Here is a 26,090-nt window from a genome sequence, read left to right on the forward strand (position 1 = left end):
CGCGGCGGCTCCCGCTCCCATCGGGGAGTGGCAAACCCATCAGAACGGCATCTTGAAGCCGGGGGGCAGATTCATGCCGGCGGTGACGCCGCCCAGCTTGCTCTTGCTCGCTTCGGCGACCTTGTTGACGGCATCGTTGATCGCTGCGGCGACCAGGTCTTCGGCCATCTCCGGATCGTCGGCGAACAGCTTGCGATCGATCTGCACACGACGCACTTCGTGCGCGCCGCTCATCACCACGCTCACCAGGCCGCCGCCGGAGCTGCCGGTCACTTCCAGCTTGGCGATCTCTTCCTGCGCGCGCTTCATATCCTCCTGCATGCGCTGCGCTTGCTGCATCAGCTGGCCGAGTTGTCCTCTCATAGCACTTAACTCCGGAATATCAGGATTCAAAAGGTTTGACCGATTGCGGCACGACCCGCGCGCCGAATTCACGCTTGAGCGCCTGCACCAGCGGATCGCCCTCGATCGAGGCCTCGGCGGCCGATTGTGCCGCGCTGCGTGCGGTGGCGGCGCGGGCGGCCGGGGTTTGCTCGGCCCCCTGGCTGTCGCCGATGAAGCGCAACCTTACCTGCTCGCCCATGACCTCGCTGAGACGATCGGCGATTTGGCTCACCATGGGCTCGACCGCCAGGTGCATATGGGTGGGCTGCAATGCCAGCACAAGCGTATTCCCTTCGCGCCCTCGCAAAGCCGAATTCTGCGCCAGCTGGCCAAGCGGGCCGCGCAGATCGGCGCGCTGAATCAGCGCCTCCCAATCGGGCATGCCGCCGGCATCGACCAGCCGTGACGGTATGGGCCGGGTTGGAGCCGGCACGTGCGCCACGGGCGGTGCCGCGTGGGATGGCGACGGTACGGGCTGCGCCTGCTGCGCGGGCGCGGCAGCCGGGGCGGCCGGCGTCGCTGGCGCCGGGCGTTGCGTTGGAGGTGCGGGCCGCTGCCCGGAAGATGGGGCCGGCGCCGCCCCGTCGGACGGACGAAACGCCAGCATGCGCAGCAACGCCATGTCAAAACCGGTACGCGCATCGGGGGCCAGCGACAGATCGCGCCGGCCGGTGATGGCAATCTGGTAGTACAGCTGCACGTCTTCAGCCACCAGCCGCTCGGCCAGGCGGATCAATACGCTGTCGTGGCTGTCATCGTTCTCCGGCCGGTAACCGGGAACCAGTTGGATCAGCTGAATGCGATGCAGGGCCGCGGCCAGATCGTCCAGCACGCTGCCGAAATCCGGCGAGAAGGAAGCGATGCGCGTGGACTCGGCCATCAGGGCCGACCCGTCGCCGGCCGCCAGCGCATCGAGCAGGCCGAGCACCTGGCCGCGCTCGACACTGCCGAGCATCGCGCGAACATCGTCGGCTTTAAGCGAGCCCCCGCCATAAGCGATGGCCTGGTCCAGCAGCGACAAACCGTCGCGCAGCGAACCATCGGCCGCACGCGCGAGTTCACCGATCGCCGGGTCTTCATATTCGATATGTTCGGCGCCCAGGATATGCCGCATCTGCCCGGCGATCTGCTCGGGCAGCAGGCGCTTGAGATTGAAGCGCAGGCAGCGCGAGAGCACCGTCACCGGCAACTTTTGCGGGTCGGTGGTCGCCAGCAGGAATTTCACGTGCGGCGGCGGCTCTTCCAGCGTCTTGAGCAAGGCGTTGAAGGCCGGCTTCGAAAGCATGTGCACTTCGTCGACCAGGTATACCTTGAAGCGTCCGCGCGCGGGGGCGTATTGCGCGTTTTCGATCACTTCGCGCACGTCGTCCACGCCCGTGTTGCTGGCCGCGTCGATTTCCAGCAGATCCACGAAACGGCCCGCATCGACCGCCGTGCACACCGCACACTCACCACACGGATCGGCCGATTCGCCTCGCTCGCAATTGAGCGACTTGGCGAAGATGCGCGCGATCGTGGTCTTGCCCACGCCGCGCGTGCCGGTGAACAGATAGGCGTGATGCATGCGGCCGCTGTCCAGGGCGTTGGTCAGTGCGCGTACGACGTGCTCCTGTCCGACCAGTTCGGCGAACTTGCGAGGGCGCCACTTACGCGCGAGTACCTGATAAGACATGCGTCACGGTCAGTTGGGAGTAAGACCCGATTGTGCCAAGTCGCCCTTGGCAAGTCATGCGACAGTGGCGGCGGCCCCGAAAAGGCGGCGGCCCCGCCAGCCACACCCCGGCACCCGAATCATCCGCTACCGTTGCTTCCTTCCGGACCTGGCGGGGTTTGCGAACTATCGTCGCGGGGGGACCGACGGGGCCACCATAGGGGCGGGCGCCGAAGCCCGGATGAACGCTTGATCAAGCATCGACGTTCATCTTTTAAGTTTTGGCCGGAAAAGAGAAGGCATCAACCTTGCTGTTTTCCTTCCTTTTCCAACCATGCGCCAGCTTCCTGCCGTCGCACCTTTCAATAACTGGCGCAGAGAGGGATTGTTCGGCCCCTCCATGGGCCTCACCCCTGCGCGCTACGCGCTTCGGGGCCAGCCTGCGGCTGTCCAAATTCGTTCCCGACGAATTTGTCGAACCGCGAGGGTTCTCACCCTCTCTCTCATTTCGTTCCTTTTCCAACCATGCGCCAGCTTCCGGCCGTCGCACCTTTCAATAACTGGCGGAGAGAGAGGGATTCGAACCCTCGATACGGGGATAAGCCGTATACACACTTTCCAGGCGTGCTCCTTCAACCACTCGGACATCTCTCCGCACGCATAAACCGCTTTGCCGCGAAAAGCACCGGCAAAGAAGCGGAAGGATAACGTCTGCCCTCGATTCAGACAAGAGAGTCCAAGGCTCAACCGGCGTCCGGCCGGGGCGGCGGCGGGGCGGCCAATGCCACGCGTTCGCCGGTGGTGGCGATGCGGTAGCCGCGTGCGGCGAGCGCCGCGCCGTCTGACACGCTGCCGTAGTGGTAAAGCAGCAGGCGCGCGCGCAGCGCCGGGTCGTAGTCGCGCTCCAGATCGTCCACGCCGGTATGCGAGGGGTTGCCCACCAGCCCGCAGTCGTGCGCGATCCACTCGGCCCCGCCTGCGAAGTGAGCCAGCACTTCGGGGATCGGCCGCGTATCGCCGGTGAAGGCAAAGCTTCCCTGCAGCGCCAGGCCAAAGGAGGTTCCCGGCTGATGATGCCGGGTGGGAAAGACATCGAACCACCAGCCATCGAGCCAGAAACCGCGCGAGCACGGCACCAGCCGGAACGCCTCCCAATAGTTGACGCCGCCTTCGGCCAGCACGTTCGGGTAATCGGCCACGCGCGTCTGCAGCCAAGGTACCAGCGCGGCATGGGTGAACACGCGCGTGCGGCCACGCAGGCTTTCGTTGAACCACAGGCGCGTAAACAAGCGCTCCAGGCCGCCCACGTGATCCATGTGCGTGTGGGTGATGTAGAGATTGCGCGGCGGCTCGCCGTAGGCGGCAAGATAGCGGTCCAGCGTATCGGGGCCGCAGTCGATCAGCAGCAAGGGCTTGCCTTCGTGCTCGAGCACGGCGGAGGACGAGCCCAATGCCACCGCGTGCGCGGCGCCGGTACCGAGAAAATGCAGATGCCAGTTCATGCGCCTAGGGTACGCTCGTAGCCGTACATCAGCGGCGTCCAGACTACCGTGTCGAAAACCGCCTCGCCTTGCGCCGCCGCACCGAGCTTGAACAGCGACCGGCGCAGGCGTTGCAGGTTCGCCATGCGCCAACCCGGGGCCGGCGTTCGCAGATATCCGCGATCGAAATCGATCAGGTAAAGCGCATCGTCGGCGACCAGTATGTTGTGCGCGTTGAGATCGGCATGCCACACGCCTTCGCGGTGAAAGCGCGCCACCAGGGCGCCGACCTCTTGCGCCAGCTCCGCGTCCAGGCGCTTGGCGGGAATGCATTGGGCCAGGGTCTGGGTATCGGCGATGCGGCGGGTGATCAGGTCGGCGCGATAGTGGAGGCCGATGCGGCGATACCTTGCCGCAACCACCTGCGGAGCGGGCAGCCCCAGCCGCGCGATCGCCTGCAGCAGACGAAACTCGGCAAACCCGCGCGTGCGTGCGGCGCCCGTCCAGAGATAGCGATCGCCCATCCATGCCGCGACCATGCCGCCGCGGCGGTAATGGCGCAGCACACACTCGCCGGCCGGCGTATCGATCATCGCCACCCCGCCCCTGCCCCCGGCCTGTGTGCCAAGGGCGCCGCGGCCGCGCCAGTATTGGGGATCGAACCACTCGCCATCGACTTGTGGCGACACGGTAGGGTCGAACAGAATCGCACCCTCGGCGTCGTGGCGCAGTTGCTCGTGCATGAGTGCTGCCGTGGCCCTGTCTTGGTTCATTGTCGGGCGATTCTACATGTCAGATCCCACCTCCATCTGTCTTTTGCGCACCTCCGCCATCGGCGACGTCACCCATGTGGTGCCGCTGGTGCACACGCTGCGGCGGGCCTGGCCGCGGGTGGCGCTGACCTGGATCGTGGGCAAACTGGAACGCAAGCTGGTAGGCGACCTGCCCGGCGTGGAGTTTGTGACCTTCGACAAAAGCGCCGGCTGGGCCGGCATGCGCGAGGTCCACGCCACCCTGCGCGGCAGGCGCTTCGATGCCCTGCTGCAGATGCAGGTGGCCTTGCGTTCGAACCTGCTGAGCTTAGGGCTCAAGGCCAAGCGCCGCGTCGGCTACGACCACGCGCGCGCCAAGGACCTGCACGGCCTGGTGATCAACGAACGCATCCCCGCCCGCAGCGGCGAACACGTGCTGGAAGCGATCGGCAGCTTTTGCGAACCGCTGGGTTTGAAGCAGACGCAGGTGCGCTGGGACATCCCCATTCCCGAGGAAGCCCACGCCTGGGCCGCCGAACAGCTTCCCGGCGATCAACCCACCCTGCTGGTCAGCCCGACCTCCAGTCATGCCCTGCGCAATTGGCAGACGCAACGCTATGCGGCGGTGATGGACCACGCCGCGGCCAAGGGTTGGCGGGTGGCGTTGATCGGCGGTCCATCGCCGGGCGAACGCTCCATGGCCGATGCCGTGCTTGCGGCGTGCCGCCACGCGCCGCTGGATCTTACCGGCAAGGACACGCTGAAAAAATTGATGGCCATGTTCTGCCGCGCCCAGCTTCTGCTTACGCCCGATTCGGGCCCCATGCACATGGCCAACACGGTGGGCATGAAAGTGCTCGGCCTGCATGCGGCCAGCAATCCGAAACGTTCGGGCCCCTATTCGGACCTGCGCTGGTGCGTGGATAAATACGATGAAGCGTCGCGCAAGTACTTTGGCAAACCGGCCAACGAAATCCCCTGGGGCAGCAAGATCGAACGTCCCGGCGTGATGGATTTGATCGCCATCGACGATGTGGTGGAGCGTTTCGAAGCCGCCGCGCAGGTGCTAGGCGCGCCTAAGTAGCACGCCACGCACCGGCCGCCTGGATTATTTTTGCCGGTAATCCTGATACGACTTCTCTTCCACCAGCTGTGAACCCAGCTTGAGATTGATCTGGCGCTTCACCGCCGCGCGCTCATCGTTCTGGAAGTACACCGCACGCGCCAGCTCGACGAATTCCGTGTCGAACGCCTGCGCCTTTTCCTTCAGGCGGATGCGGTCTTCGATATCCCACAGCGCTTCGTTCACCGCCAGCAGGCGTGCGCGCTCGTGCGAAATGTCGGTCTCGGAGGCGTGGTGATTGGCCCATGTGGCATTAAGCAGGTTCAGCTCGTTGTGCACGTTGGCGAGTTTCGCCGCGTCCGTGATCTGCTTGGACTTGATCTCAAGGATGGTGATCTTGTCGATCAGTTCTCCGAAGGAAACCGGTACCTGGATCAGACTCATGAAAACCTCGCACGGAAAAGCGTATGCCGGCCAGCGCCGGAAAGGGCACCCATGATAGCGCCCCTGGCGGCGGTTTACGTCCTGGCGAGCCGCAGGCGCGCGCTCAAAGCGTCGTAAAACGTCTGGGGCAACTGGGCCTGCACCGGCACGCTCCACCAGTCATGCCGTGCAAAACCCCGGCATTTCACCGCGTCCTTGTCGGTCATCAGCACAGGCAAATCGTCGCGAAAATCCAGCTCCCCGGGGGCAAAGGCATGATGATCGGGAAAGGGATGGGCGATGACGTCGACGCCTTGCGCGGCGAGACTGTCGAAAAAACGCTGTGGATGGCCGATGGCGGCCACTGCGTGCGCACGCGTTTGAGCAAACGATTCGATGGATTGTTCGCGGCCATCGACCAGCGCACGCAGCTTGCCGCCTTGCAAACGCATGGGAATTTCCCCCGCTTGCGCAACCCCGCCGTTGCATACGCGAAAATCGACAGTTGCCAGCCGGTCCATGGATTCGCGCAAGGGCCCGGCTGGCAGCAATCGCGCGTTGCCAAAGCGGCGCTCGCCATCGATCACGCAGATCTCGACATCGCGGGCCAGCCGATAGTGCTGCAGGCCGTCATCGGCAATCACAACGTTGCAGCCGGCGGCAATCAGCAACTGGGCGGCGGCGGGCCGGTCGCGACCGATCGCGACGGGAACGCCGGCTGCGCGGATCAGGCAGGGTTCGTCGCCGACCTGTGTCGGATCGGGCGCATCGCCGAGCAAGGTCGGTTCGCGCACGCTGCCGCCGTAGCCTCGGCTGACCACGCCGGGCTGGTAGCCGCGTGCGCGCAGCGCATCGATCAAGGCAAGCGTCAGCGGCGTCTTGCCGGCACCGCCGGCGGTGAGATTACCCACCACCACCACGGCGCAAGGCAGGCGCACCGTACGCAGCCAGCCGGCGCGGTACAAGCCGCGCCGAAGTTTCACCACCGAACCATAAAGCCCTGCCAGCGGATGACACCACCAGGGTAGGCGCCCCGCGCCGTACCACGCTGCCTGGAGCGTTTGAGCCAGCGCCATGACGCTTAGTCGATACCTGCAACGACGGGGTGCTCGTTGAACTGCATGCGGTGTAGCGCGGCGTAATGCCCGCTCAGCGCGATCAACTGGGCATGGGTGCCGCGCTCGACAATCTTGCCGTGGTCCATCACGGCGATCTGGTCCGCATGCTCGATAGTCGAAAGACGATGCGCAATCACCAGCGTGGTGCGGTCGCGCATCAGTCGCTGCAGGGCTTGCTGGATCAATCGCTCCGATTCGGTGTCCAACGCACTGGTGGCTTCGTCCAGCACCAGGATCGGCGCGTTCTTGAGAATGGCCCGCGCGATCGCGATGCGCTGCCGCTGGCCACCGGACAGCATGTGACCGCCCTCGCCGATCTGGCTATGGATGCCCTGCGGGAGTTTGTGGATGAACTCCATCGCGTTGGCCGCATCGGCGGCGGCGGCAATTTCCTGCTCGGACGCGCCAGCCAGCTCGCCATAGGCGATGTTCTCGGCCACCGTACCATCGAACAGCACGACCTGCTGCCCCACCCAGGCGATTTGTTTGCGCAGCGAAGCGAGCGTGTAGCTTTTGTAATCGGCACCGTCGAGCAGAACGCGGCCGCTGGTAGGCTCATTAAAGCGCGGCAGCAGACTGACCAGGCTGCTCTTGCCGCTACCCGAACGCCCCACCAGCGCGGTGACCGTGCCTGGTGCGCAATGCAGGTCCAGGCCCGACAAGGCTTCGAACTCGCCGCGTGGATAAACAAGGCGCACTTCCTCAAAGCGAAGATCGCCACGCGTGCGCTCCAACACGGCGCTGCCTTGATCGACTTCCGCCGGCGTATCGATCAGCGCGAACAAATTCTCCGCCGCCGAGATACCCGTCTGAATCGTCGACTGCACGTTGGAGAGGCGCTTGAGCGAGGACAGCATGCCGCCCATGGCGCCGATCACCGTGATGAACACGCCCGGCGAGATGCTGTCGATGACCGACGGACGCGACGCCAGGAACACCATGCCCGCCAGCGAAAACGAAGCCACCGACTGGATCGTGGAGCCGGAGATGGCACTGGTCGCGACGATCTTCAGATTCAGATAGCGCGCACGCCCGGTGACTTGCTTGAAACGTTCCGCCGCCTGCTCCTGGCCGGCATAGATGCGCACCTCGCGGTGCGCCCTGAGCATTTCTTCCACGGTACCGGTGACCGAACCCATCATGCCCTGGATGCGGCGGCTGATGGTGCGATAGCGCCGGCTGACCGCCGCACTGATCAGCACGATTGCCGGCACCAGCACCAGCAGCGCCGTGGTGAGGTAAACGCTCTCATACAGCATGACGATAAACATGCCGATGACGGTGGCGCCTTCGGTAACCGCCACCTTCAGCGCATCGGTCGAGGCACCGGCGATCTGTTCGCTGGTGAAGGTGATGCGCGAAACCTGATGGCCGGAATGTTCGTTGCCGAAATAGGCGACCGGCAAGCGCAGGTACGAGTCGAACACGTCGCGCTGCATGGTCTGCACGACATTGCGCCCGACGTAGCCCATGCCGTAGTTGCTGACGAAAATCGCGATGCCGCGCACCATGAAGATGGCGATGATCCAGATCGGCATCCAGAAGATCAGGTACTGATCCTTCTTGGTCAGGAGGTCGTCCATGATCGGCTGCAACTGGCGCGTAAACAGCGCCAAGCCGCCGGCATCCACGACAAAGCCGACGATGGCGACCATCAGTATCGGCCAATAGCGGGCCGAATAAGACAACAGCCGCCGGTAGACGCGACGGCTTTCCTCGTCCCACAGGGCGACCTTCTTTTTACCGTCGCTCATTTGCCCGCTTCCGCCTGCGTGGGCGTCGTGGCGATGGAAAGATGAGTAAAGCCCAACTGGCCCAGCGCATCCATGGCGGTGACGACGTTCTGGTGCGCCGTCATGGCATCGGCACGGATGGTGACGGTCTGGTTGCGGTCATCGCCGGCAACGCGGGCGATGGCGTCCTTGAGCGGAGCCACACCCTCGCCCATCACTTCGTCGCTACCCACGTAAAAATGGCCGTCGCGATCGACCATGATAGTGATTGCCGGCGGCTGCATGTCGCGATCTTCCGCGCTGGCCTGCGGCAGCTCCACCTTCAGGCGCGAGTGCTGCACGAAGGTCGTGGTCAGCACGAAAAACATCAGCAGCGTCAGCAGCACGTCGATCAACGACACCACGTTGATCTCGAAATCGTCGCCGCGACGGTCGTTACTTATGCGCATGGCTCAGACCGGCGCCTTGCCGCCCGCAGCCACCGGTGCGCGGCGTGCACGCGGCGTGGCGGCGGCTGCGTTGAAGGTCAGGTCGTCCAGCAGCAACGTGGCCTGTTTTTCCATATCCACGCAATAGCCGGCGACCTTCGAACGGAAATAGCGGTGCAGCACGTACGCGGGAATGGCAACCGTGAGACCCGCGGCGGTGCAGATCAGCGCCTCGCCGATGCCGCCAGCCATCTTGGTCGGATCGGCCATGCCGCCCACCATCACCTGCATGAACATGCGGATCAGGCCGATCACGGTGCCGAACAGGCCCAGCAGGGGTCCGATCAGGGCGATCGTTCCCAGCGTATTGAGGTAGCGCTCCATGCGATGGACTACATGGCGGCCGGTATCCTCGATGCGTTCCTTGATCAAGTCGCGCGGACGATCGCGCACGGCGAGCGCGGCGGCCAGCAATTCACCCAGGGGCGAGCCGGTGGCGAGCTTTTCCAGATGCGCCGGATCGAGCTGGTCGGAGCGTGCCCATTCGCGCACTTCCTGGGCGAGCCCGGGCGGCAGCACCGAACCGCGGCGCAAGGTCCAGCAGCGTTCCAGCACGATCGCCAGCGCCACCGCCGAACAGATCAGGATGGGCGCCATCGCCCAACCGCCCGCCATCAGAATCTGACCCAAATCACCCACAACAAACTCCCGGACAAGCCCTGTGCCGTAAGCGGCCATCATAACAGCGTCGCCATGGCATACCGTGCGGGGGGTGGCATTTCATTCCCGCCAGTAGCGCCGCTCCAGCCGGCGCCAGCGCGCCGCGACATAGGCTGCGCCATCGATGGGAAAATCAATCTGAACGGCACCGTCCAGGGCGGTATTGAAAACCGGTACTCCGGCCACCGCGTAGCGCTGCAAAACCTCCGGACGCGGGTGGCCGAAACGATTCAGCCAGCCAGCCGAAGCAATGGCGAGTGCAGGCTTCGTCGCCGCAATAAATTCCGGGCTGGATGAAGTCTTGCTGCCATGGTGCGGCATCTGCAGCACCGGCGCCGGGCCTGGTCCGACCGCTGCTGCGACGCGCGATTCGATATCCGAGGCAATGTCACCGGTCAGCAGCATGCGCCCGCCGATGCCCTCGATCAGCAGCACGCAGGAGCGATCGTTATCCGAAGACGCCTGTCCGTTGGCCGTGGGGTTGAGAACCCTCAAGCGCACGCCATCCCAGTTCCACTGCTGACCGGTCGCGCACGGTGCCATGGGCAAGGGCATGCGTTCGGGCTCGCCCGCATAGCGCGCGGCCCGAGGAAACGCCGCCGCCACCGCCGCGGCGCCGCCCGCGTGATCGTTGTCGGCGTGGCTGATCATCAGCATGTCCAGCCGATCGATCCCCAGCGCATGCAGCGAGGGAATCACCACCGCGCTGCCCAGGTCGAATTGCGAGGGATAGCGCGCACCGGCGTCGTAGACCAGTGCGTGACCGCGCGTGCGCACCACCACCGCAAGCCCCTGCCCCACATCCAGCACCCACACCTGGAAGGCACCCTCGGCGGGTTCGTGGCGCACCGGGAACACCAGCGGCAGAAACAGCAACGCACCGAAGACTCGCAACGGCATGCCGGCGGGCATGAACAGCCACAGCGCCCCCCATGTCGCCAGCAGCAGCGCCCAGGGCTGCACGGCAGGCAGATACCAATGCGCACCCGGCCAAGTGGCCGTCTGTTCCAGCAACCACCATTGGGCATGCGCCAGCTTTGCGGCGCCCTGCAACACCGGGCCGGCTGCGGGCGGGCAGATCAGCAGCAGCAACACGCCGATCAATGCGCAGGGCACCACCACGAAACTGATGAATGGCACGGCGACAAGATTGGATGCCGCCCCCACTATCGATGCCTCGCCGAAAAACCATTGCGTCAGCGGCAACAAGGCGACGGTCATCACCAGTTGCCCCAGCGTCAATTCGCGCAGGAAGGCGCCGATGCCGCGCCCCTGCGCTTCCAGGCACAGAATCAGAAAACCGACACCGACGAACGACAGCCAGAAACCCGCTTCCAGCACCGCCAGCGGGTCGACCATCAGGATCGCCATAAGCGCCAGCGCCAAGGCATGGCCCGGGCTGGACGCGCGCCTGAAGCAACGGGCCGAGGCCACCGCGGCGATCATCAACACCGTGCGAACCGTCGGCATGCCAAAGCCGGCGAGCGCCGCATAGAACGCCGCCCAGCTCAGCGCGCTTATCGCCTGCGCCTGCACGCGCGGAAAGCGCAATGCTAGTGCCGGAAGTAGCGCGTAAATCGCGTAGCACAGCCCAGCCCCGAACACCGCCACCACGCCGACATGGAAGCCTGAGATGGCGATCAGGTGCGAGACGCCGTTGGCGCGGGCGACATCCCAGTCGTGCTCCTTCAGCTCGCGCGTGTCGCCGACCGTGAACGCACGCAGCAAGGCCGCATCGTGCGCATCGGGCACACGGGCCTGGATGTCGTCGGCCAACGCAGCGCGCAGCCGGTCCATGCAAAAGGAGGCGACCATCTGCCGTTGATTGGCAGGATCGTCGCGCACATAACCCACCGCGACAATTCCACGCGCCAGCGCGCTACGCTCCCCATCGGCGCCGCCGGGATTGATCAGTCCGCGGGGCCTGCGCAAACGCAACGCCAGGTGCCAGCGCGAGCAGGGCTCAAGCTTCGCTGCCGCGCCGTTGTACCAGCTGATGCGCGCCAGGCCCTGCAAGGGTATGACCTGCCCATTGCGCGTGGCCCGTTCGATCTGGAATTCGAAACTGGTGGCGTCGGCCCGGGTGCGCGGCAGACTCTCGATGCGGCCGACCACGTCGAAATCCTGTCCTTCCCACGCACGCGGCAACCGCGCCTCCATGGCGGTAGCGCCACGCCAGGCAGCCCAGGCAAAACCAAGCGCCACGATCGCAGGCAAGCGCATGCGCGGAAATCGCCACGCCAGGATCGCCATGCACGCCACCAGCGCAACCAACGCCATCGGCGGCGGCAATACGGACATCCATTGCACCGAGGCGATACCAATCAGCAGCGCCAGCGCCGCCGCAACCACCCCAGGCCATTTGCCCCCCTGCACCATGAGCGTCCCGCTCCGTGTTCCGATCCATGCACACTAGCGCCCAACCTTGGGCTTTTCGTGTAGGCGAAGGGCTCGTTATCGGATCCGGCAATGCAGATTTGGCCCGCCAGCGGACCTTACGCGAGCCCATGGGACATGCATGCCGAACTGGCCCGGTGTTTCAAGGTTTTTCGCGCAGCTCGCCATTGTGCAGCTCCAGCGTGCGGTCCATGCGTGCTGCCAAGTGATTGTCGTGCGTGACCAGGATGAAGCTGGTGCCGATTTCACGATTGAGTTCAAGCATCAGCGCATAAACCTGCTCGGCGTTGACCTCGTCCAGGTTGCCCGTGGGCTCGTCGCCCAGCACGCAGGAAGGGCGCGTCACCAGCGCACGCGCCACCGCGCAGCGCTGCCGCTCGCCGCCGGAAAGCTCGGCCGGTTTGTGTTCCAGCCGCTGCCCGAGCCCGACACGCTCAAGCAGCGTCCTGGCCTGCTTTTGCGCCTCGCCAACCCCGGTGCCGCGAATCAGCAGCGGCATGCACACGTTCTCCAGCGCCGTGAATTCGGGCAGCAGATGATGGAACTGGTAGATGAAGCCCAGCGAACGATTGCGCACGCGCCCACGGTCGGCGTCGGACAGCCTGGAGAGCATCTGCCCTTCCACTTCCACCTCGCCGCCCGTAAACGTGTCCAGGCCGCCGATGATGTGCAGCAGCGTGCTCTTGCCCGAGCCGGACGCGCCCACGATCGCCAGCGTTTCGCCGCGCTTGAGGCTGAAATTGACATTGGTGAGCACCGTAGTGCGCAGGTCGCCTTCCTCGTAGGTCTTGGCGATGTGGCTGGCGCGCAGCACGATGTCGGTGGAAGCATTCGTCATGGGCTTACTCATAGCGCAAAGCCTGCGCCGGCTGGGTCCGGGATGCGCGCCAAGCGGGGTAAAGCGTGGCCAGCAGGGAGAAGGCAAAGGTGATCAACGCCACCCAGGTCACGTCGTGCCAGTCGAGCTTGCTGGGCACTTCGCTGATGTAATAGACGTCCGGCGACAGGAAAACGATGCCGGTGACGTGCTCGATCCACTTCACGATGACGGGCAATTGCCAGCTCAGCAGCGAACCGAACGTCACGCCGAAGGCGATGCCGATCACGCCCACCAGCACGCCCTGCACCATGAACATGCCCATGATGCTGCGCGGCGTGGAACCGAGCGTGCGCAGGATGGCGATATCGGCCTGCTTGTCGGTGACCAGCATCATCAGCATGGAGATCAAGTTGATCACCGCGACCAGGATGATCAGCGAGAGAATGATAAACATCACCTTCTTCTCCATCGAGATCGCGGAGAAGAAATTGGCGTGGCTGTCCATCCAGGTGGTCACCTGGTAGACCTGGCCCAGGGTATTGGCCAGTTCGCGCGCGACCGGACCGGCGTTGTAGAGATCGTCGAGCTTCAGGCGGATGCCGGTGGGGCCATCGATCCTCTTGAGCTTCTCGGCATTGGCGATGCTGATCAGGCCCAGTCCGGAATCGAACTCCTCCATGCCCATTTCGAAGATGCCGCTGACCGTGAAACCACGGACCACCGGCACCGCACCGAAGGGTGTCGCGCGCAATTCCGGGACCACCAAGGTGACGTGATCGCCAACGTCCACACCTAGTTGAATCGCCAAATCCTTGCCGAGGATGATATTCCAGCTGTCGGGCTTGGACGTCAGCGAATCGAACGAGCCGGCGATCATGTGCTTGTTGATGTCCGACACATTGGGCTCTTGCGCCGGATCGATGCCGCGCACCAGCGCGCCAGTGGATCGCTGCGCCTGCATGAAGGTTTGGATCTCAACGTAGGGCGCGGCGCCCCGCACATGCGGATTGGCTTTCACCACCTTCATGGCGTATTGCCAGTTCTGCACGCTTTCGCCGGACACCGCCGACACCGTGGCATCGGAGATCGCACCGAGGATGCGCGAGCGCAACTGGTAATCGAAACCGTTCATCACCGACATCACGGTGATCAAGGCCATCACGCTGATCGTGATGCACACGATGGAGACGGTGGAGATGAAAGAGATGAACTGGTTGCGCCGTTTGGCGCGGGAGTAGCGCAGGCCGATGAAAAGCTCGAGCGGTCGGAACATGGAGGGTTCGCTTATGGGATTCGGGTGACAGGCCGTCCGGGTGCCTAATTGGGTAGATCGCGGTTACATCGTGGAACCACTTGGACCGTGCCGCGCGCGCAGAGTGCCCGAAGCGGCGCCGGGCGGCAACCGCGGGCGTCAGGGGGCCTCTTGGGTGCGGGCTCGTACCAGGGCCAGGCGCATGCGCAGACGCCGGCGGGTGTCGGCATCGGAGTTGTCCGGCATCAACCAGAGCGTGAGCTTGCCGTGGCGACGGCTTGCCATGCGCAACAGGATGGCGGTCCGCACGACCTTGTGCGAGAGCAGCGTGGCCGGCTCGTCCGCCCCATCCCTGCCGTGCAGGCTCCAGCCGCTGCCACCGCTCCAGCCGACCGCCACCACCGGCAGGCGCAGGCCGCGCAGCGCATGCCCGCAGGCAGCGATGGCACCGAGCGAGAGGGCTATCCGAAGCCAGCCGGGGAGGCCCGACAGCGCCGTCGCCAGCAGCGTCAAGGCGGTCACGGCGACGAGCAGACACTGCGCCCAGCGCGAGTGGCGATACTCAAAGCCGATGGCGGGCGCGGATGTCATCGATGATCGCCTGCCAGTCCGCGCGCGGGGCCTTGCCGTGACCCATCACCCAGTCCCAAAGGTCTGGATCCTGCACGTCCAGCAGTTCCTCGAAGGCCTGTTGCATGGTTTCGTCAGCGCTGGGAAAAGCGTGCTCCAGCCAGCCGCCAAACAGCGAATCGAGTTCGCGCGTGCCGCGACGGGTGCGCCATTGCAGGCGTTTGATGCGGGCGGCGTCCATAAACTCCCAGAGCCTGTGCATGGCATCGCCACCCCGGCACTGACCGGGGCGGCGGACGGGATTACGCCGAACGGCGCTCCACGATCAGCTTTTTGATCTCCGCAATCGCCTTCGCCGGGTTTAGACCCTTCGGGCAGGTGCGGGCGCAGTTCATGATGGTATGGCAGCGGTAGAGCTTGAACGGATCTTCCAGGTCGTCCAGGCGTGCGCCGGTATCTTCGTCACGCGAATCGATGATCCAGCGATACGCCTGCAGCAGGATGGCCGGACCGAGGTAGCGGTCGCCGTTCCACCAGTAGCTTGGGCAACTGGTCGAGCAGCACGCGCAAAGGATGCACTCGTACAGGCCGTCGAGCTTCTTGCGGTCTTCGGGCGACTGCAGGCGCTCGCGATCCGGCGCCGCGCTTTGCGTGCGCAGCCAGGGTTTGATCGAGGCGAACTGGGCGTAGAAGTGCGTGAGATCGGGCACCAGATCCTTCACCACCGGCATGTGCGGCAGCGGGTAGATCTTCACGTCGCCCGAGGGGCAATCCTCGATGGCCTTGGTACAGGCCAGCGTGTTGGTGCCGTCGATGTTCATCGCGCACGAGCCGCAGATGCCTTCGCGGCAAGAACGGCGCAGCGTGAGCGTGGGATCGATTTCGTTCTTGATCTTGAGCAGCGCGTCCAGAACCATCGGGCCACAGGCGGCCAGATCGACTTCGTAGGTGTCGATGCGCGGGTTCTGGCCATCGTCCGGCGACCAGCGATAGATGCGGAACGTACGCGATTTCTTCGCGTCTTTGGCCGGATAATGCTTGCCCGGCTGGATCTTGGAATTCTTCGGTAGCGTGAACTCGGCCACGATTGCCTCTCCAGTCGGTAATGCTTAGTAAACGCGCTTCTTGGGCGGCACAACGTCGACATCGCTGGTGAGCGTGTACATGTGCACCGGCCGGAAGTCGAAGCTGCTCTTGCCGTTTTCGTCGACCTTGACCAGGGTGTGCTTCATCCAGTCGTGATCGTCGCGTTCGGAGAAATCCTCGCGGGCATGTGCGCCGCGGCTTTCCTTGCGCTGCTCGGCCGAATGCATGGTGGCCACGGCCTGCGAGAGCAGGTTGGACAGCTCCAGCGTCTCGATCAGGTCGGAGTTCCATACCATCGAACGATCGCTGACCTTGACGTCCTTGAAGGAGTCGTGGACCGCCGAAATCTTCGCGCTGCCCTCGGCGAGCGTTTCGCCGGTACGGAACACGGCGGCGTCTTTCTGCATCGTGCGCTGCATTTCGGCACGGATCTTCGCGGTCGGCGTGCTGCCGCTGGCGTTGCGCAGGCCATCGAAGCGGGCGAGCGCCTTGTCCAGCACGCTGGCGGGCAGATCCTTGTGCGCGGTGCCCGGCTTGATGATCTGGGCACAGCGATGCGACACCGCGCGACCGAATACCACCAGGTCGAGCAGCGAGTTGGAGCCCAGGCGGTTGGCGCCGTGCACGGACACGCACGCCGCTTCGCCGATGGCGAACAGCCCCGGCACGACCGCGTCGACGTTGTCGCCCTTCTTCTGCACCACTTCGCCGTGATAGTTGGTGGGAATGCCGCCCATGTTGTAGTGCACGGTGGGCAGCACCGGGATCGGCTCCTTGGTGACATCCACGCCGGCGAAAATGCGCGCGGATTCGGCGATGCCCGGCAGGCGCTCATGGATCACCTGGGAACCCAGGTGCATCAGGTTCAGATGCACGTGATCCTTCTGTTCGCCCACACCGCGGCCTTCGCGCACTTCCAGGGTGATGGCCCGGCTGACCACATCGCGCGAGGCAAGGTCCTTGGCGCTGGGCGCGTAGCGCTCCATGAAACGTTCGCCATTGGAGTTGGTGAGATAGCCGCCCTCGCCGCGCACGCCTTCGGTGATCAGCACGCCGGCACCGTAGATGCCGGTGGGATGGAACTGCACGAACTCCATGTCCTGCAGTGCCAGGCCTGCGCGCAACACCATGCCACCGCCGTCGCCCGTGCAGGTGTGGGCGGAGGTGGCGCTGAAATAAGCGCGGCCATAACCACCCGTCGCCAGCACCACCGCCTGGCCACGGAAGAAATGCAGCGTGCCTTCATTCATGTCCAGTGCAAGCACGCCCCGGCACACGCCTTCCTCGTCGAAGATCAGGTCGATCACGAAGTATTCGATGAAGAACGTGGCGTCGTGCGCCAGCGCCTGCTGGTAAAGCGTGTGCAGGATCGCATGGCCGGTACGGTCCGCTGCCGCGCAGGTGCGCTGGGCGGTACCCTTGCCGTAATGCGTGGTCATGCCACCAAACGGACGCTGGTAGATGCGGCCGTCGTCGGTGCGGGAGAACGGCACACCGTAGTGTTCCAGCTCGTAAATGGCCGGAATGGCCTCGCGGCACATGTACTCGATCGCGTCCTGGTCGCCCAGCCAATCCGAGCCCTTGATCGTGTCGTAGAAGTGGAAGCGCCAGTCGTCCTCGCCCATGTTGCCGAGCGCGGCAGCCACGCCGCCTTGCGCCGCCACGGTGTGCGAGCGGGTCGGGAACACCTTGGTGATGCAGGCAGCCTTGAGACCTTTCTCAGCCAGGCCGAAGGTGGCGCGCAATCCCGCGCCGCCGGCGCCGACCACGATCACGTCGTACTTGTGTTGTTGAATCTTGTAGGCTTCCATCGGCCTCAGGCTCCCAATGCGATGCGCAGCACAGCCAGCGCGCCTGCCAGCGCACCCAGCACCGCGAGGAACTTAATCGCCACCATCAGGAAGACTTCCTTCCAGCGGGTGTGCACGTAATCTTCGATCACTACCTGCAGGCCGAGCACCGCGTGCCACAGCGCGCTGATCAGAAACGCCACCAGCAGCACGGCATTCCACGGCTTGGCGAGGGTGGCGCGGGCGGCCGCATAATCGGCATGCATGAGGCCAAGCACGGTGACCACCAGCCACAGGCCCAGCACTATCAGCGCCGCGGCGGTAACGCGCTGCGTCCACCAATGCGACACCCCGGACTGGGCCGAGCCCAATCCGCGCGCGCGCTTGAGCGGATTACGCAGATCCTTCGCATTCGTGCTCATGCGGCACCCCCGGCAGTCAGCACGTAGGCCCAGACCAGCAGCGTCAGCACGATGCTGACGACCACCGACGCCCAGCTGGAGCGCACGAACTGCGAAATGGCGTAGCCGGCGCCGGCATCCTGCACCAGGTGACGGATGCCGTTGCACAAGTGGTAGAAGAATGCCCAGCTCCAACCGAACATCACCAGCATGCCGAGCGGGCTGCCCATGCACACCTTGAACTGGTTGAAGGCGTCCTCGCCGGCCGCAAGGGACAGCATGGCCCACACGATGAGCAGAACGCCCACGGCAAGCACGATGCCGGTGGCGCGATGCAGGATGGAGGTCGCCATCTGCACTTGCCACTTATATATCTGCAGGTGGGGTGAAACCGGTCGTCGCGTGTCTGCCATGGCGGCTATCCTGGGGTGGAATCGCTAATGCCCGCATCGCCACCTGTTCCCCTGCTCCATCGCCGCGTCCATGGCACCGAGCGCAGCGGATCAGAAGTCGATGCAACGCCCGTTCTTTTCCCAATCGCCGTAGCGTGTGGGATCCGGCGCCGATCGCCCGTCCGGCTCCTTCTCCTGCAAGGGCAAAGCGGGCGTCACGGCACGCTCCGCCGGTGCGGGTTCGGAACTGGTTGCGGGTTTGGAGGATGTGTCGGGCATGGTTCGTATCGCTAAAAGCGTAATACTTGCGGCATAGCGGCACAACCAGTTGACGGGCGGCATCAAGCTTTGCATGGCCTTGCCCGTTGCCTTGCAGCACACCCTCACCGCCCCCATCACTAGCCCATGCCCAACTCCCCTACTGCCCAGATCGTTGCGCTCGAAGGCCCGGACGCCCTCGCTTTCGCACACACCCAGTTCACCAGCCAGGTCAACGCCCTGGCTAACGGCCAATGGCAGTTCAGCAGCTGGCTCGACGCCCAAGGCCGAGTGCGCGCACTGTTTCATCTGGCAAGACTCAGCGACGAGCGCCTGCTACTCGTCCTGCGCGGCGGCAACGCCGCGACGTTCGCCGATGCGTTGCGTCGTTTCGTATTTCGCTCGCGCGTAAAAGTCCTCGTCGACGGCGGATGGACTTTAAGCGATGCAACAACGACGCAGGACATAGCTATGTATGCCGTCGCCGCAAGCAGCGACACCATACGTCTTGGCTGCGGCACGCACACGTTGCAATTGAACGCAAACGCCAACGCTGTGGACAACGGCAATGACGCATGGCGCACTGCGCAAGTGCATGAGGGATGGCCATGGCTTGCCGATGAAGCGCTGGGCGAATTTGTTGCACCTGCGCTGTCGCTGCATCGGCTCGGTGCGGTGGCGCTGGACAAGGGTTGCTACCCAGGACAAGAGATCGTTGCGCGCCTGCATTACCGCGGCGGGAACAAGCGCCACTTGCACAGAGTCAAACTTTCCATGCCCGTTTCAGATGGCGCAGCGCTGCTCCGCAATGGTCGTGAATTCGTGCGATTGCTCAATGCAACATCGCATGCCGGACGCGTTGAAGCGCTGGCCGTCATCGCTGACGAGGTTGCAAGCAACATCGCGCAAGGTACGGAAAACACTAGCGATGATGGCATCGAAGTAGAGCTTTTGGACACTTGGCAAAATTGATGCATGCGCGATTCACAATGTGAGCAAAATGTGAATCAACCTGAACAGGCACTTGCAAACTTAAAAAAGCCCCACTAGATTCCGCCAAACTTTTTTCGGCATCCACCAGCCCACAGGATGCCGTAACACGCGACGAACCGGAGGGGTCCGGATCGGCGCGACCCGGCAGAAGTGTTTGCCGGAGGACAACTCGCCGTATGCGCGAACACGCTGCACGCATGGGCTCTTAAGCCCGCAGCGTAATTGCCAAATCAACGCCGATCAGCACCGGACATGCTGGTCGATTCCGCCACGCTTTCTGGTGGCTAACCGCTCGCGCCACAAGTTTCGGTGCGTGCGATAAATCCAGGTGGAACGGTCTGCCCGCCCGTCCACCGCAACTGCGCCCTGGCATGCATGTAATGCCCTGGCGCGACTGCAAGTTGGAGGCAGGTATGAAACTTTCCATGTTGTTGTGGCTGATGTCCGTACTGCCCCAACCGCTCGCAGACCAGACTTGTCTGGCGACCACCGTCTATCTGGAAGCACGCAGCCAGTCGACGGTCGGTCAGATGGCCGTGGCGGAAGTCGCCATGCGTCGACGCGAACGCGGTCAATGGGGCAATACGGTTTGCGACGTGGTGAAATCCCCACACCAATTCGCACTCAGCACTACCTCGCAAACCCAGGATATCGACAATCTCAAGGCTTTCCAGAAGGCGTGGGATATCGCAGGCAAGTCGATCGACAACTGGGATCTTCCGGCCGATGAGCGTCGTCTCTTCGTACCGCGAGCCGACCATTTCGCCACCGCATCCGTTGCGCCGGCATGGTCGCATAACCGCACTGCGGTAACGATCGGCGATCACAAATTCTATTCGGTCAATTGATAGCCGTCGAAAAGCCATAAAAAAGGCCCTCGAAAGAGGGCCTCTTCTTTTGGACGTCTAGACGTCCATTTATTGAATCGCCATCAGCGTGGATAGACCAGGTTGTTGTTGATCACGACATAGTCGCCGGGGCGAACGCCGGGATTGGGAATCTGCGTAACCGTCGCATACTGGCCATTGTCCAGGCGAATCACGATCTGCCACGCGGGCACCGTACCGCCAGGCTGGCTGTTGGCCGCGCCCACCTGATTACCCACCGCACCGCCGATGACCGCGCCGCCAACGATCGCCGCCGTATTGCCGCGGCCGTGACCGATCGTACTGCCGAGCAAGCCGCCGGCCACAGCGCCGATCACCGTACCGATGCCCGAGTTATTGGTGCCCTGCTGCTGGATGTAGATCTGCTGCACCTGCTGCACCACGCCGCAGCTTTGGCAGCCCCGATAGCCGTAGGTGGTCTGCCCCTGAAAAGCCGGTTGCGTCTGACACCCCGAAAGCGCCGCCACGGCCACCCATAACGCTGCCACGAGACCGAACTTGCCTGACTTCATATTCATGACGACCTCCTGATGTAACGATCATTGCGCGCTCGAAACTGCCACGACACCGTCCGGCTGCACCATGACCTGGCTGCCCGGATCGTGATCCATGCGGGTCGTGCGCGTGACGCCGTTGAAAACATACGTCACCTCATAGGCAGCGATATTACCGCCCGAAGTCGCAACCGTAGTGCAACGGCGTACCACCTCGGCCTTGACGTTGTGATTCTGCGCGTTGGCCTCGATGCGATTACCCGCGTACCCGCCACCCGCCGCACCGGCGACAGTCGCCAGCGCATTACCCTTGCCGCCGCCGATCATGTGGCCCAGCAGGCCGCCGGCGACCGCGCCGATGACTGTGCCCGCGATCCGGTGCTGATCCTTCGGCGGCACTTTTTTGTATACGGTCTCGTCATGACAGACCTGCTGCGGCGGTCCGGCTTCCTGGCTGACCGGCTGTACGCTCACCACCTGCGCGTAGAGCGCGCCACCGGCGGCAGCCCCAGGCTGCCCGGCGGTCGCCTGGGCGCCGGCCGGCGCGCTGCCTGCCACCGCCACACTGCTTGCCGCCGCCGCACCCGTGCCGTCGGCGGTGGTCGCCGCCTGCTTGCTGCAGGCCGTCAAACCCAGTGCAAAGGTCGCCGCCAGACTCATGCACAATGCCTTGACTACCAACTTGCTCATTTCAGACTCTCCCGGATCATAAATAGGCGCGACCCAAAGCCACGACCCTCGAAATATAGCGAAATATATTGCGCAGGCGCATTGAAGCGCCGCTACGCTGAATAGCGCCTAGACTGATTTCAAAACTGTCGACTCCACCGCACCTTGCCGCGACGGACCCGTTCCAGCATGCCCACACTCGCCGACAGCCACGTTCACCTGGACGACGCACGCTTCGACCCGGACCGCGCGGCGACGCTCGAGCGCGCACATGGTGCCGGCCTGGAGCTGCTGGTCGTACCGGGCACCACGGCGGCGAGCTGGCCGCGCATCCACGCCCTTTGCAAGCCGGGTAGCGGCCTGCTACCAGGTTATGGCCTGCATCCGATGTTCATGCACGAACACCGCGACGAGCACCTGCACACCCTCGCCCATTGGCTGAAGACGCAGCGCCCGGTGGCGGTGGGTGAAATCGGCCTTGACTTCCACCAGCGCGGACAGGACGAGCAGCGGCAGCGCCACTACTTCACACAGCAGCTGCGGCTCGCCGGCGAACACGACTTGCCGGTGATCGTGCACGCGCGCGCCGCGATGGATGAAGTGACCGCGACGCTGCGCCGAACGGGCGGTTTGCGCGGCGTCGTGCACAGCTTCTCCGGCAGCGAGCAGCAAGCCGAACAATTGTGGAAAATCGGCTTTCACATCGGCATCGGCGGCCCGATCACCTACGATCGCGCGCAACGGCTGCGGCGGATCGTCACCGGCATGCCCATCCAATACCTGCTGCTCGAAAGCGACGCCCCGGACCAACCCGGCGCCGCGCATCGCGGCGAACGCAACGAACCCTCCTATCTCACCGACGTCCTGGCCTGCGTGGCGGCATTGCGCAACGAAGATCCCGCGCAGGTTGCCGCAGCCACCACGGCCAACGTGCGCCGGCTGTTCGGTCTCTGAGCACCCCATCGGCATGAACCAAGGCACTTGCAAGCCGCCGCCATAATGCCCATCATTTATTTCATCAGTGAAATATGCACCGATGAAATGTCATTGCTCGAAAAATTGAAACACTTGGACGAGGGCATTGCCCGTGTCCGCCAGGCCGTACCCGAGGTGCCGGAAGAAGCCGGCCTCTGCCGCGTACTGCTACTGGTGGGCGAGCGCATGAAAGAACAGTTCGAAAACACGCTCAAGCCGTTCAAGCTCAACGACAGCGAGTTTCGCACCTTGATGATCCTGTTCTCGCGGCCCGACGGCAGTTCCACGCCGGGCGAACTGTGCGAATTCACCTCCCAAGGGGCAACCAACATGACCCGCATCGCCGATGCGCTGGCCAAGCGCGGCCTGATCACGCGCGGCCCCAGCGCCGACGACCGGCGGCGCGTGGTGATGCGCATCACCGCCGCCGGCCGGCGCTTCGTGCAAAAAATGCTGCCCGCAATGATCCCACCCGTGCGGCTGATTTTCGCGGGCTTTTCCGAGACCGACCGGCGTCATCTCAGCCGCTTGCTGCGCAAGCTTGCCGACAACATCAGCCATTTCGAAAACGAAGCGGGTGATCCACTATGAACCTAGCTGCCCTACCCGCGCCCTCGCGCCTGCGCCCCTTTGCGATGGCGGTGCTGCTTGCCGCCGGCCTCGCCGGCTGCGGTTTTATTCCCAAGAAAGTGCAGCACCCGGCACTGCGCGACGATGTGCCGCTGGCCGGCTTGCAGGTGCCCACGCGCCCCGGCTGGCCGGCAGCCGACTGGTGGCGCGTGTACAACGATCCGCAACTGGATCAGTTGATCGATCTGGCAATGAAGCAGTCGCCCGATCTGGTGCAAGCCCGATCGCGCGTACAAACGGCCGAACAGTCCGTGAAAGTCGCGGCGGCGCAGGCGGGCCTGACCATCAACGGCAACGCGCAACTCACGCGCCAGCGCATGAGCGATCACGGCCTGTTCCCACCCTCGTTGCTCGGCTTCAACTGGTACGACCAGGCGGACCTTGGCGTGCAGGCCGAATACGACTTCGACTGGTGGGGTAAAAAACGCGCATCGATCGAAGCGGCGCTCGACCAGGCGCACGCGGCCCAGGCGCAGCACAGTGCCGCGGCGTTGACCCTGCAAAACGCCGTCGCCGACACCTACTTCGCGTGGCTGGCCGACGAAGCGCGGCTCCGGCTGGCACGGCAGTCCGTCCAGATCCAGCGGCAACTCCTGCAGATCGCCGAGCTTCGCGTGAAACAAGGCGTGGATCTGCCTGACACCGTACAGCAGGCGCGCGCGCAACTGGCCAACGCGCAGCAGACGCAAGTGACCTTGCAGGGTTCGATCGAGCTTCGCAAGGTGGCACTTGCCGCGTTGGCGGGCGTATCGCCCGCCGATCTCCCCAAGCTGCATGCGCATGCGCTACCGAGCATCGAAGGCGCGTTGCCCGATGATGCTCGCCTGGACCTGATCGCACGCCGCCCTGACATCGCCGCCAGCCGCTGGCAGGTAGAAGCGGCGCTCAAGCAGACCGATGTCGCACGTGCCCAATACTTCCCCGACGTCAGCATCAATGCCATGGCCGGCCTTTCCAGCACCAACCAGGGGGCGCCGGACATTCCCGGCTTTTCCAAGGGCAGTTCGGGCGATCTTGGCCATCTGTTCGATTGGGGCAGCCGCGTTTTCGGCATCACGCCGGCGGTACACCTGCCCATCTTCGAAGGCGGCCAGCTGAAGGCCAATTACGGTGCGAGCCGCGCGCAGCTCGATGCTGCCATTGCGCAATACAACGTCGCGGTGCGGGATGCCGCGCGCGACGTGGCGACGGAGGCCGTCACGGCCAAGCAGATCGCCGCGCGCCGCCGCAAGCAGGACGTCCAAGTGCACGCCAGCGACATGCTGGTCGGTACCGCGCTGGCACGCGTCCGGCAAGGTACCCAGGACGCGCGCGAAAGCCTCGCGGCCCAGGCGCAGCTTCTGCAACAGCGCGACCTGGCAGTGAGCCTGCACGCGCAGGCGCTGAGCACGGATCTGGCGCTGATCAAGGCGCTGGGCGGCGGCTATCGCTCCGATATCGACAACAATGCGACGCCTGCGAGCGCGTCCTCATCCACCTCTTCCCACTTTCACTCCGACGGAGCCACCGCCCCATGAGCGCCTCTGAGTCCGCTATCGCCAAGGACACCAACGACAGCGGCCTTGCCGCGAAAAACCCCGCCAAGCGCAGCCGCGCGCTGCTGATCGTAGGCGGCGTTTTCGTGCTTGCCGCGCTGGCGTGGCTGCTGTTGTGGATCTTTGTCTTTTCCACGCGAGAAAGCACCGATAACGCCTACGTGGGCGGCTACCAGGTGGCGTTGTCCTCGCAGGTGGCCGGCACCGTCACGGCCATCATGACCGACGACACGCAACACGTCCAAGCCGGACAGGTGCTGGTGAAACTGGACGGCACCGATGCCGATGTACGCTTGCGCCAGGCCAGCAGCGCGCTTGCGCAGGCCGTGCGCCAGGTGCGCGAACAAACCGACACCGTCACCGGCGCCGATGCCGCCGTCGCCGCGCGCGAGGTCGACCTGCGCAAGGCCGAGGCCGATCTCAGGCGCCATCTGCCGCTGGTCGCCGCGCAGGCCGAATCGCCGGAAATCGTGCAACACATGCGCGACAGTGTCGCGCAGGCGCGCGCCGCGCTCGACCAGGCCAAGGCGCAGGCCAAGGCATCGCTGGCAGCGGTGGAAGGCACCGACATTGCCGACAATCCGGCCGTGCTGCAGGCCCGCGCGAATTTTCGCGCCGCCTGGGTGGCCGCACAGCGCAACACCATCGTCGCCCCGGTTTCCGGCTATGTCGCCCAGCGCAGCGTGCAGTTGGGCAGCAGCATCACGCCAGGCGAGCAGCTGATGACCATCATTCCGCTGCACAACCTGTGGGTCGATGCCAACTTCAAGGAAAACCAGTTGCGCCACATCCGCATCGGCCAGCCGGTGAAGATCACCACGGACATCTACGGTGGCGGCGTGGAATATCACGGCAAGGTCATTGGCCTGGGCGCAGGCACCGGCAGCGTGTTTTCGCTGCTGCCCGCGCAGAACGCCACCGGCAACTGGATCAAGGTAGTCCAGCGCGTGCCGGTGCGGATAGCGCTGGATAACGACGAACTGGATAAACATCCGCTGCGCATCGGCCTGTCCGCCGACGTCACCGTCGACATCACCAACGACAAGGGCCCGCTGCTGGCCGGCGCACCGCAACAGGCCCCGGCCGAAACCTCGGTGTACGACCAGGTCGCCAGCCAGGCCGACGCGCAAGCGGAGAAGATCATCCGCGCCAACCTCGGCGGCCAAGCCGATACCTCCCACTGATGCG

Annotated in this window: 28 protein-coding genes, 1 tRNA gene and 1 other RNA gene; 7 read left to right on the top strand and 23 right to left on the bottom strand. The window is 64.3% G+C overall.

Annotated features, from left to right (window positions below; genetic code table 11):
• Positions 1-39: 39 nt before the first annotated feature.
• The 6 genes from VME63_RS14310 to VME63_RS14335 form a co-directional block, all read right to left on the bottom strand.
• Complete coding sequence (locus tag VME63_RS14310) at positions 40-363, bottom strand: YbaB/EbfC family nucleoid-associated protein (protein ID WP_325434025.1); 324 nt, start codon at positions 361-363, stop codon at positions 40-42.
• A gap of 19 nt (positions 364-382) precedes the next feature.
• Positions 383-2,056: a DNA polymerase III subunit gamma/tau gene (gene dnaX, locus VME63_RS14315; RefSeq protein ID WP_325434026.1), complete on the bottom strand. Its 1,674-nt coding sequence runs from the start codon at positions 2,054-2,056 to the stop codon at positions 383-385.
• Between the two features lie 91 nt (positions 2,057-2,147).
• An RNA gene (ffs, locus tag VME63_RS14320) (signal recognition particle sRNA small type) lies at positions 2,148-2,244 on the bottom strand.
• 352 nt (positions 2,245-2,596) lie between these two features.
• A tRNA-Ser gene (locus VME63_RS14325) sits at positions 2,597-2,689 on the bottom strand.
• Between the two features lie 89 nt (positions 2,690-2,778).
• Positions 2,779-3,537, bottom strand: a complete 759-nt coding sequence (locus tag VME63_RS14330) for an MBL fold metallo-hydrolase (protein WP_325434027.1) — start codon at positions 3,535-3,537, stop codon at positions 2,779-2,781.
• Positions 3,534-4,259 carry a 3-deoxy-D-manno-octulosonic acid kinase gene (locus VME63_RS14335; RefSeq protein WP_325434028.1) on the bottom strand — a complete coding sequence of 242 codons (726 nt, stop codon included), beginning with the start codon at positions 4,257-4,259 and terminating at the stop codon, positions 3,534-3,536. The genes VME63_RS14330 and VME63_RS14335 overlap by 4 nt, the downstream gene beginning before the upstream one ends.
• Positions 4,260-4,305: 46 nt before the next feature.
• Between VME63_RS14335 and VME63_RS14340 the strand changes: the two genes are divergently transcribed.
• Positions 4,306-5,352, top strand: a complete 1,047-nt coding sequence (locus VME63_RS14340) for a glycosyltransferase family 9 protein (RefSeq protein WP_325434029.1) — start codon at positions 4,306-4,308, stop codon at positions 5,350-5,352.
• 24 nt (positions 5,353-5,376) lie between these two features.
• Here the strand turns inward: VME63_RS14340 and VME63_RS14345 are convergent, their stop codons facing one another.
• The 15 genes from VME63_RS14345 to VME63_RS14415 form a co-directional block, all read right to left on the bottom strand.
• The gene (locus VME63_RS14345) at positions 5,377-5,775 is read right to left on the bottom strand and encodes a DUF6165 family protein (protein ID WP_325434030.1); all 399 of its coding nucleotides are present in this window, start codon (positions 5,773-5,775) and stop codon (positions 5,377-5,379) included.
• Between the two features lie 74 nt (positions 5,776-5,849).
• Complete coding sequence (gene lpxK, locus VME63_RS14350) at positions 5,850-6,830, bottom strand: tetraacyldisaccharide 4'-kinase (protein WP_325434031.1); 981 nt, start codon at positions 6,828-6,830, stop codon at positions 5,850-5,852.
• A gap of 5 nt (positions 6,831-6,835) precedes the next feature.
• Positions 6,836-8,626 (bottom strand): lipid A export permease/ATP-binding protein MsbA, encoded by a 1,791-nt coding sequence (gene msbA / locus VME63_RS14355; RefSeq protein WP_325434032.1) that lies wholly within the window; start codon positions 8,624-8,626, stop codon positions 6,836-6,838.
• Positions 8,623-9,054, bottom strand: coding sequence for a biopolymer transporter ExbD (locus VME63_RS14360; RefSeq protein WP_325434033.1), 432 nt, complete (start codon positions 9,052-9,054; stop codon positions 8,623-8,625). The genes msbA and VME63_RS14360 overlap by 4 nt, the downstream gene beginning before the upstream one ends.
• Before the next feature lie 3 nt (positions 9,055-9,057).
• Positions 9,058-9,723 carry a MotA/TolQ/ExbB proton channel family protein gene (locus VME63_RS14365; RefSeq protein ID WP_325434142.1) on the bottom strand — a complete coding sequence of 222 codons (666 nt, stop codon included), beginning with the start codon at positions 9,721-9,723 and terminating at the stop codon, positions 9,058-9,060.
• Between the two features lie 90 nt (positions 9,724-9,813).
• Positions 9,814-12,132 (bottom strand): DNA internalization-related competence protein ComEC/Rec2, encoded by a 2,319-nt coding sequence (locus tag VME63_RS14370; protein ID WP_325434034.1) that lies wholly within the window; start codon positions 12,130-12,132, stop codon positions 9,814-9,816.
• A gap of 160 nt (positions 12,133-12,292) precedes the next feature.
• Positions 12,293-12,988 (bottom strand): lipoprotein-releasing ABC transporter ATP-binding protein LolD, encoded by a 696-nt coding sequence (lolD, locus tag VME63_RS14375; protein ID WP_325434035.1) that lies wholly within the window; start codon positions 12,986-12,988, stop codon positions 12,293-12,295.
• 4 nt (positions 12,989-12,992) lie between these two features.
• Positions 12,993-14,243 (bottom strand): lipoprotein-releasing ABC transporter permease subunit, encoded by a 1,251-nt coding sequence (locus VME63_RS14380; RefSeq protein WP_325434036.1) that lies wholly within the window; start codon positions 14,241-14,243, stop codon positions 12,993-12,995.
• 138 nt (positions 14,244-14,381) lie between these two features.
• Positions 14,382-14,813, bottom strand: coding sequence for a hypothetical protein (locus VME63_RS14385; protein ID WP_325434037.1), 432 nt, complete (start codon positions 14,811-14,813; stop codon positions 14,382-14,384).
• Positions 14,785-15,033, bottom strand: a complete 249-nt coding sequence (locus VME63_RS14390; RefSeq protein WP_325434143.1) for a succinate dehydrogenase assembly factor 2 — start codon at positions 15,031-15,033, stop codon at positions 14,785-14,787. The genes VME63_RS14385 and VME63_RS14390 overlap by 29 nt, the downstream gene beginning before the upstream one ends.
• A gap of 61 nt (positions 15,034-15,094) precedes the next feature.
• Positions 15,095-15,877, bottom strand: coding sequence for a succinate dehydrogenase iron-sulfur subunit (locus VME63_RS14395; RefSeq protein ID WP_325434038.1), 783 nt, complete (start codon positions 15,875-15,877; stop codon positions 15,095-15,097).
• 24 nt (positions 15,878-15,901) lie between these two features.
• On the bottom strand, positions 15,902-17,689 hold the full coding sequence (gene sdhA / locus VME63_RS14400) for a succinate dehydrogenase flavoprotein subunit (protein ID WP_325434039.1): 1,788 nt from the start codon (positions 17,687-17,689) through the stop codon (positions 15,902-15,904).
• Between the two features lie 5 nt (positions 17,690-17,694).
• Complete coding sequence (sdhD, locus tag VME63_RS14405; protein ID WP_325434040.1) at positions 17,695-18,090, bottom strand: succinate dehydrogenase, hydrophobic membrane anchor protein; 396 nt, start codon at positions 18,088-18,090, stop codon at positions 17,695-17,697.
• Positions 18,087-18,482, bottom strand: coding sequence for a succinate dehydrogenase, cytochrome b556 subunit (gene sdhC / locus VME63_RS14410; RefSeq protein WP_325434041.1), 396 nt, complete (start codon positions 18,480-18,482; stop codon positions 18,087-18,089). Before sdhC ends, sdhD begins: the two co-directional genes overlap by 4 nt.
• 90 nt (positions 18,483-18,572) lie before the next feature.
• Positions 18,573-18,740: a succinate dehydrogenase assembly factor 4 gene (locus VME63_RS14415; protein ID WP_325434042.1), complete on the bottom strand. Its 168-nt coding sequence runs from the start codon at positions 18,738-18,740 to the stop codon at positions 18,573-18,575.
• 126 nt (positions 18,741-18,866) lie between these two features.
• On the opposite strand from VME63_RS14415, the gene VME63_RS14420 reads away from it, so the two are divergent.
• Complete coding sequence (locus VME63_RS14420) at positions 18,867-19,691, top strand: folate-binding protein (protein WP_325434043.1); 825 nt, start codon at positions 18,867-18,869, stop codon at positions 19,689-19,691.
• A 434-nt stretch (positions 19,692-20,125) separates the two neighbouring features.
• Complete coding sequence (locus VME63_RS14425) at positions 20,126-20,560, top strand: cell wall hydrolase (protein ID WP_325434044.1); 435 nt, start codon at positions 20,126-20,128, stop codon at positions 20,558-20,560.
• A gap of 83 nt (positions 20,561-20,643) precedes the next feature.
• Here VME63_RS14425 and VME63_RS14430 read toward each other — a convergent pair whose 3' ends face one another.
• Together VME63_RS14430 and VME63_RS14435 are read right to left on the bottom strand one after the other, a co-directional pair.
• Positions 20,644-21,117 carry a glycine zipper 2TM domain-containing protein gene (locus VME63_RS14430; protein ID WP_325434045.1) on the bottom strand — a complete coding sequence of 158 codons (474 nt, stop codon included), beginning with the start codon at positions 21,115-21,117 and terminating at the stop codon, positions 20,644-20,646.
• A 21-nt stretch (positions 21,118-21,138) separates the two neighbouring features.
• The gene (locus tag VME63_RS14435) at positions 21,139-21,783 is read right to left on the bottom strand and encodes a glycine zipper 2TM domain-containing protein (protein ID WP_325434046.1); all 645 of its coding nucleotides are present in this window, start codon (positions 21,781-21,783) and stop codon (positions 21,139-21,141) included.
• A gap of 168 nt (positions 21,784-21,951) precedes the next feature.
• Between VME63_RS14435 and VME63_RS14440 the strand changes: the two genes are divergently transcribed.
• The 4 genes from VME63_RS14440 to VME63_RS14455 all read left to right on the top strand — a co-directional run bounded on the left by VME63_RS14440 (position 21,952) and on the right by VME63_RS14455 (position 26,086).
• Entirely contained in the window at positions 21,952-22,716 is a 765-nt protein-coding gene (locus VME63_RS14440) for a TatD family hydrolase (RefSeq protein ID WP_325434047.1), read from the top strand.
• 87 nt (positions 22,717-22,803) lie between these two features.
• Positions 22,804-23,328, top strand: a complete 525-nt coding sequence (locus VME63_RS14445; protein WP_325434048.1) for a MarR family winged helix-turn-helix transcriptional regulator — start codon at positions 22,804-22,806, stop codon at positions 23,326-23,328.
• Positions 23,325-24,884 (top strand): efflux transporter outer membrane subunit, encoded by a 1,560-nt coding sequence (locus VME63_RS14450; RefSeq protein WP_325434049.1) that lies wholly within the window; start codon positions 23,325-23,327, stop codon positions 24,882-24,884. The genes VME63_RS14445 and VME63_RS14450 overlap by 4 nt, the downstream gene beginning before the upstream one ends.
• Complete coding sequence (locus VME63_RS14455; RefSeq protein WP_325434050.1) at positions 24,881-26,086, top strand: efflux RND transporter periplasmic adaptor subunit; 1,206 nt, start codon at positions 24,881-24,883, stop codon at positions 26,084-26,086. Before VME63_RS14450 ends, VME63_RS14455 begins: the two co-directional genes overlap by 4 nt.
• Positions 26,087-26,090: the final 4 nt, after the last annotated feature.

Origin of the sequence: Dyella sp. (assembly GCF_035503745.1) — a bacterium.
Classification (GTDB): domain Bacteria; phylum Pseudomonadota; class Gammaproteobacteria; order Xanthomonadales; family Rhodanobacteraceae; genus Dyella_B.

Excerpts from the sequence above, each read along its gene's own strand:
- VME63_RS14435 (WP_325434046.1), bottom strand. The coding sequence starts at position 21,783 with ATGAGCAAGTTGGTAGTCAAGGCATTGTGCATGAGTCTGGCGGCGACC.
- lolD (WP_325434035.1), bottom strand. The coding sequence starts at position 12,988 with ATGACGAATGCTTCCACCGACATCGTGCTGCGCGCCAGCCACATCGCC.
- sdhD (WP_325434040.1), bottom strand. The coding sequence starts at position 18,090 with ATGAGCACGAATGCGAAGGATCTGCGTAATCCGCTCAAGCGCGCGCGC.
- dnaX (WP_325434026.1), bottom strand. The coding sequence starts at position 2,056 with ATGTCTTATCAGGTACTCGCGCGTAAGTGGCGCCCTCGCAAGTTCGCC.
- VME63_RS14415 (WP_325434042.1), bottom strand. The coding sequence starts at position 18,740 with ATGCCCGACACATCCTCCAAACCCGCAACCAGTTCCGAACCCGCACCG.
- VME63_RS14440 (WP_325434047.1), top strand. The coding sequence starts at position 21,952 with ATGCCCACACTCGCCGACAGCCACGTTCACCTGGACGACGCACGCTTC.
- VME63_RS14370 (WP_325434034.1), bottom strand. The coding sequence starts at position 12,132 with ATGGTGCAGGGGGGCAAATGGCCTGGGGTGGTTGCGGCGGCGCTGGCG.
- VME63_RS14345 (WP_325434030.1), bottom strand. The coding sequence starts at position 5,775 with ATGAGTCTGATCCAGGTACCGGTTTCCTTCGGAGAACTGATCGACAAG.
- VME63_RS14390 (WP_325434143.1), bottom strand. The coding sequence starts at position 15,033 with ATGGACGCCGCCCGCATCAAACGCCTGCAATGGCGCACCCGTCGCGGC.
- lpxK (WP_325434031.1), bottom strand. The coding sequence starts at position 6,830 with ATGGCGCTGGCTCAAACGCTCCAGGCAGCGTGGTACGGCGCGGGGCGC.
- VME63_RS14425 (WP_325434044.1), top strand. The coding sequence starts at position 20,126 with ATGAAACTTTCCATGTTGTTGTGGCTGATGTCCGTACTGCCCCAACCG.
- VME63_RS14335 (WP_325434028.1), bottom strand. The coding sequence starts at position 4,259 with ATGCACGAGCAACTGCGCCACGACGCCGAGGGTGCGATTCTGTTCGAC.
- VME63_RS14340 (WP_325434029.1), top strand. The coding sequence starts at position 4,306 with ATGTCAGATCCCACCTCCATCTGTCTTTTGCGCACCTCCGCCATCGGC.
- sdhC (WP_325434041.1), bottom strand. The coding sequence starts at position 18,482 with ATGGCAGACACGCGACGACCGGTTTCACCCCACCTGCAGATATATAAG.
- VME63_RS14330 (WP_325434027.1), bottom strand. The coding sequence starts at position 3,537 with ATGAACTGGCATCTGCATTTTCTCGGTACCGGCGCCGCGCACGCGGTG.
- sdhA (WP_325434039.1), bottom strand. The coding sequence starts at position 17,689 with ATGGAAGCCTACAAGATTCAACAACACAAGTACGACGTGATCGTGGTC.
- VME63_RS14380 (WP_325434036.1), bottom strand. The coding sequence starts at position 14,243 with ATGTTCCGACCGCTCGAGCTTTTCATCGGCCTGCGCTACTCCCGCGCC.
- VME63_RS14445 (WP_325434048.1), top strand. The coding sequence starts at position 22,804 with ATGTCATTGCTCGAAAAATTGAAACACTTGGACGAGGGCATTGCCCGT.
- msbA (WP_325434032.1), bottom strand. The coding sequence starts at position 8,626 with ATGAGCGACGGTAAAAAGAAGGTCGCCCTGTGGGACGAGGAAAGCCGT.
- VME63_RS14420 (WP_325434043.1), top strand. The coding sequence starts at position 18,867 with ATGCCCAACTCCCCTACTGCCCAGATCGTTGCGCTCGAAGGCCCGGAC.
- VME63_RS14310 (WP_325434025.1), bottom strand. The coding sequence starts at position 363 with ATGAGAGGACAACTCGGCCAGCTGATGCAGCAAGCGCAGCGCATGCAG.
- VME63_RS14430 (WP_325434045.1), bottom strand. The coding sequence starts at position 21,117 with ATGAATATGAAGTCAGGCAAGTTCGGTCTCGTGGCAGCGTTATGGGTG.
- VME63_RS14450 (WP_325434049.1), top strand. The coding sequence starts at position 23,325 with ATGAACCTAGCTGCCCTACCCGCGCCCTCGCGCCTGCGCCCCTTTGCG.
- VME63_RS14385 (WP_325434037.1), bottom strand. The coding sequence starts at position 14,813 with ATGACATCCGCGCCCGCCATCGGCTTTGAGTATCGCCACTCGCGCTGG.
- VME63_RS14455 (WP_325434050.1), top strand. The coding sequence starts at position 24,881 with ATGAGCGCCTCTGAGTCCGCTATCGCCAAGGACACCAACGACAGCGGC.
- VME63_RS14360 (WP_325434033.1), bottom strand. The coding sequence starts at position 9,054 with ATGCGCATAAGTAACGACCGTCGCGGCGACGATTTCGAGATCAACGTG.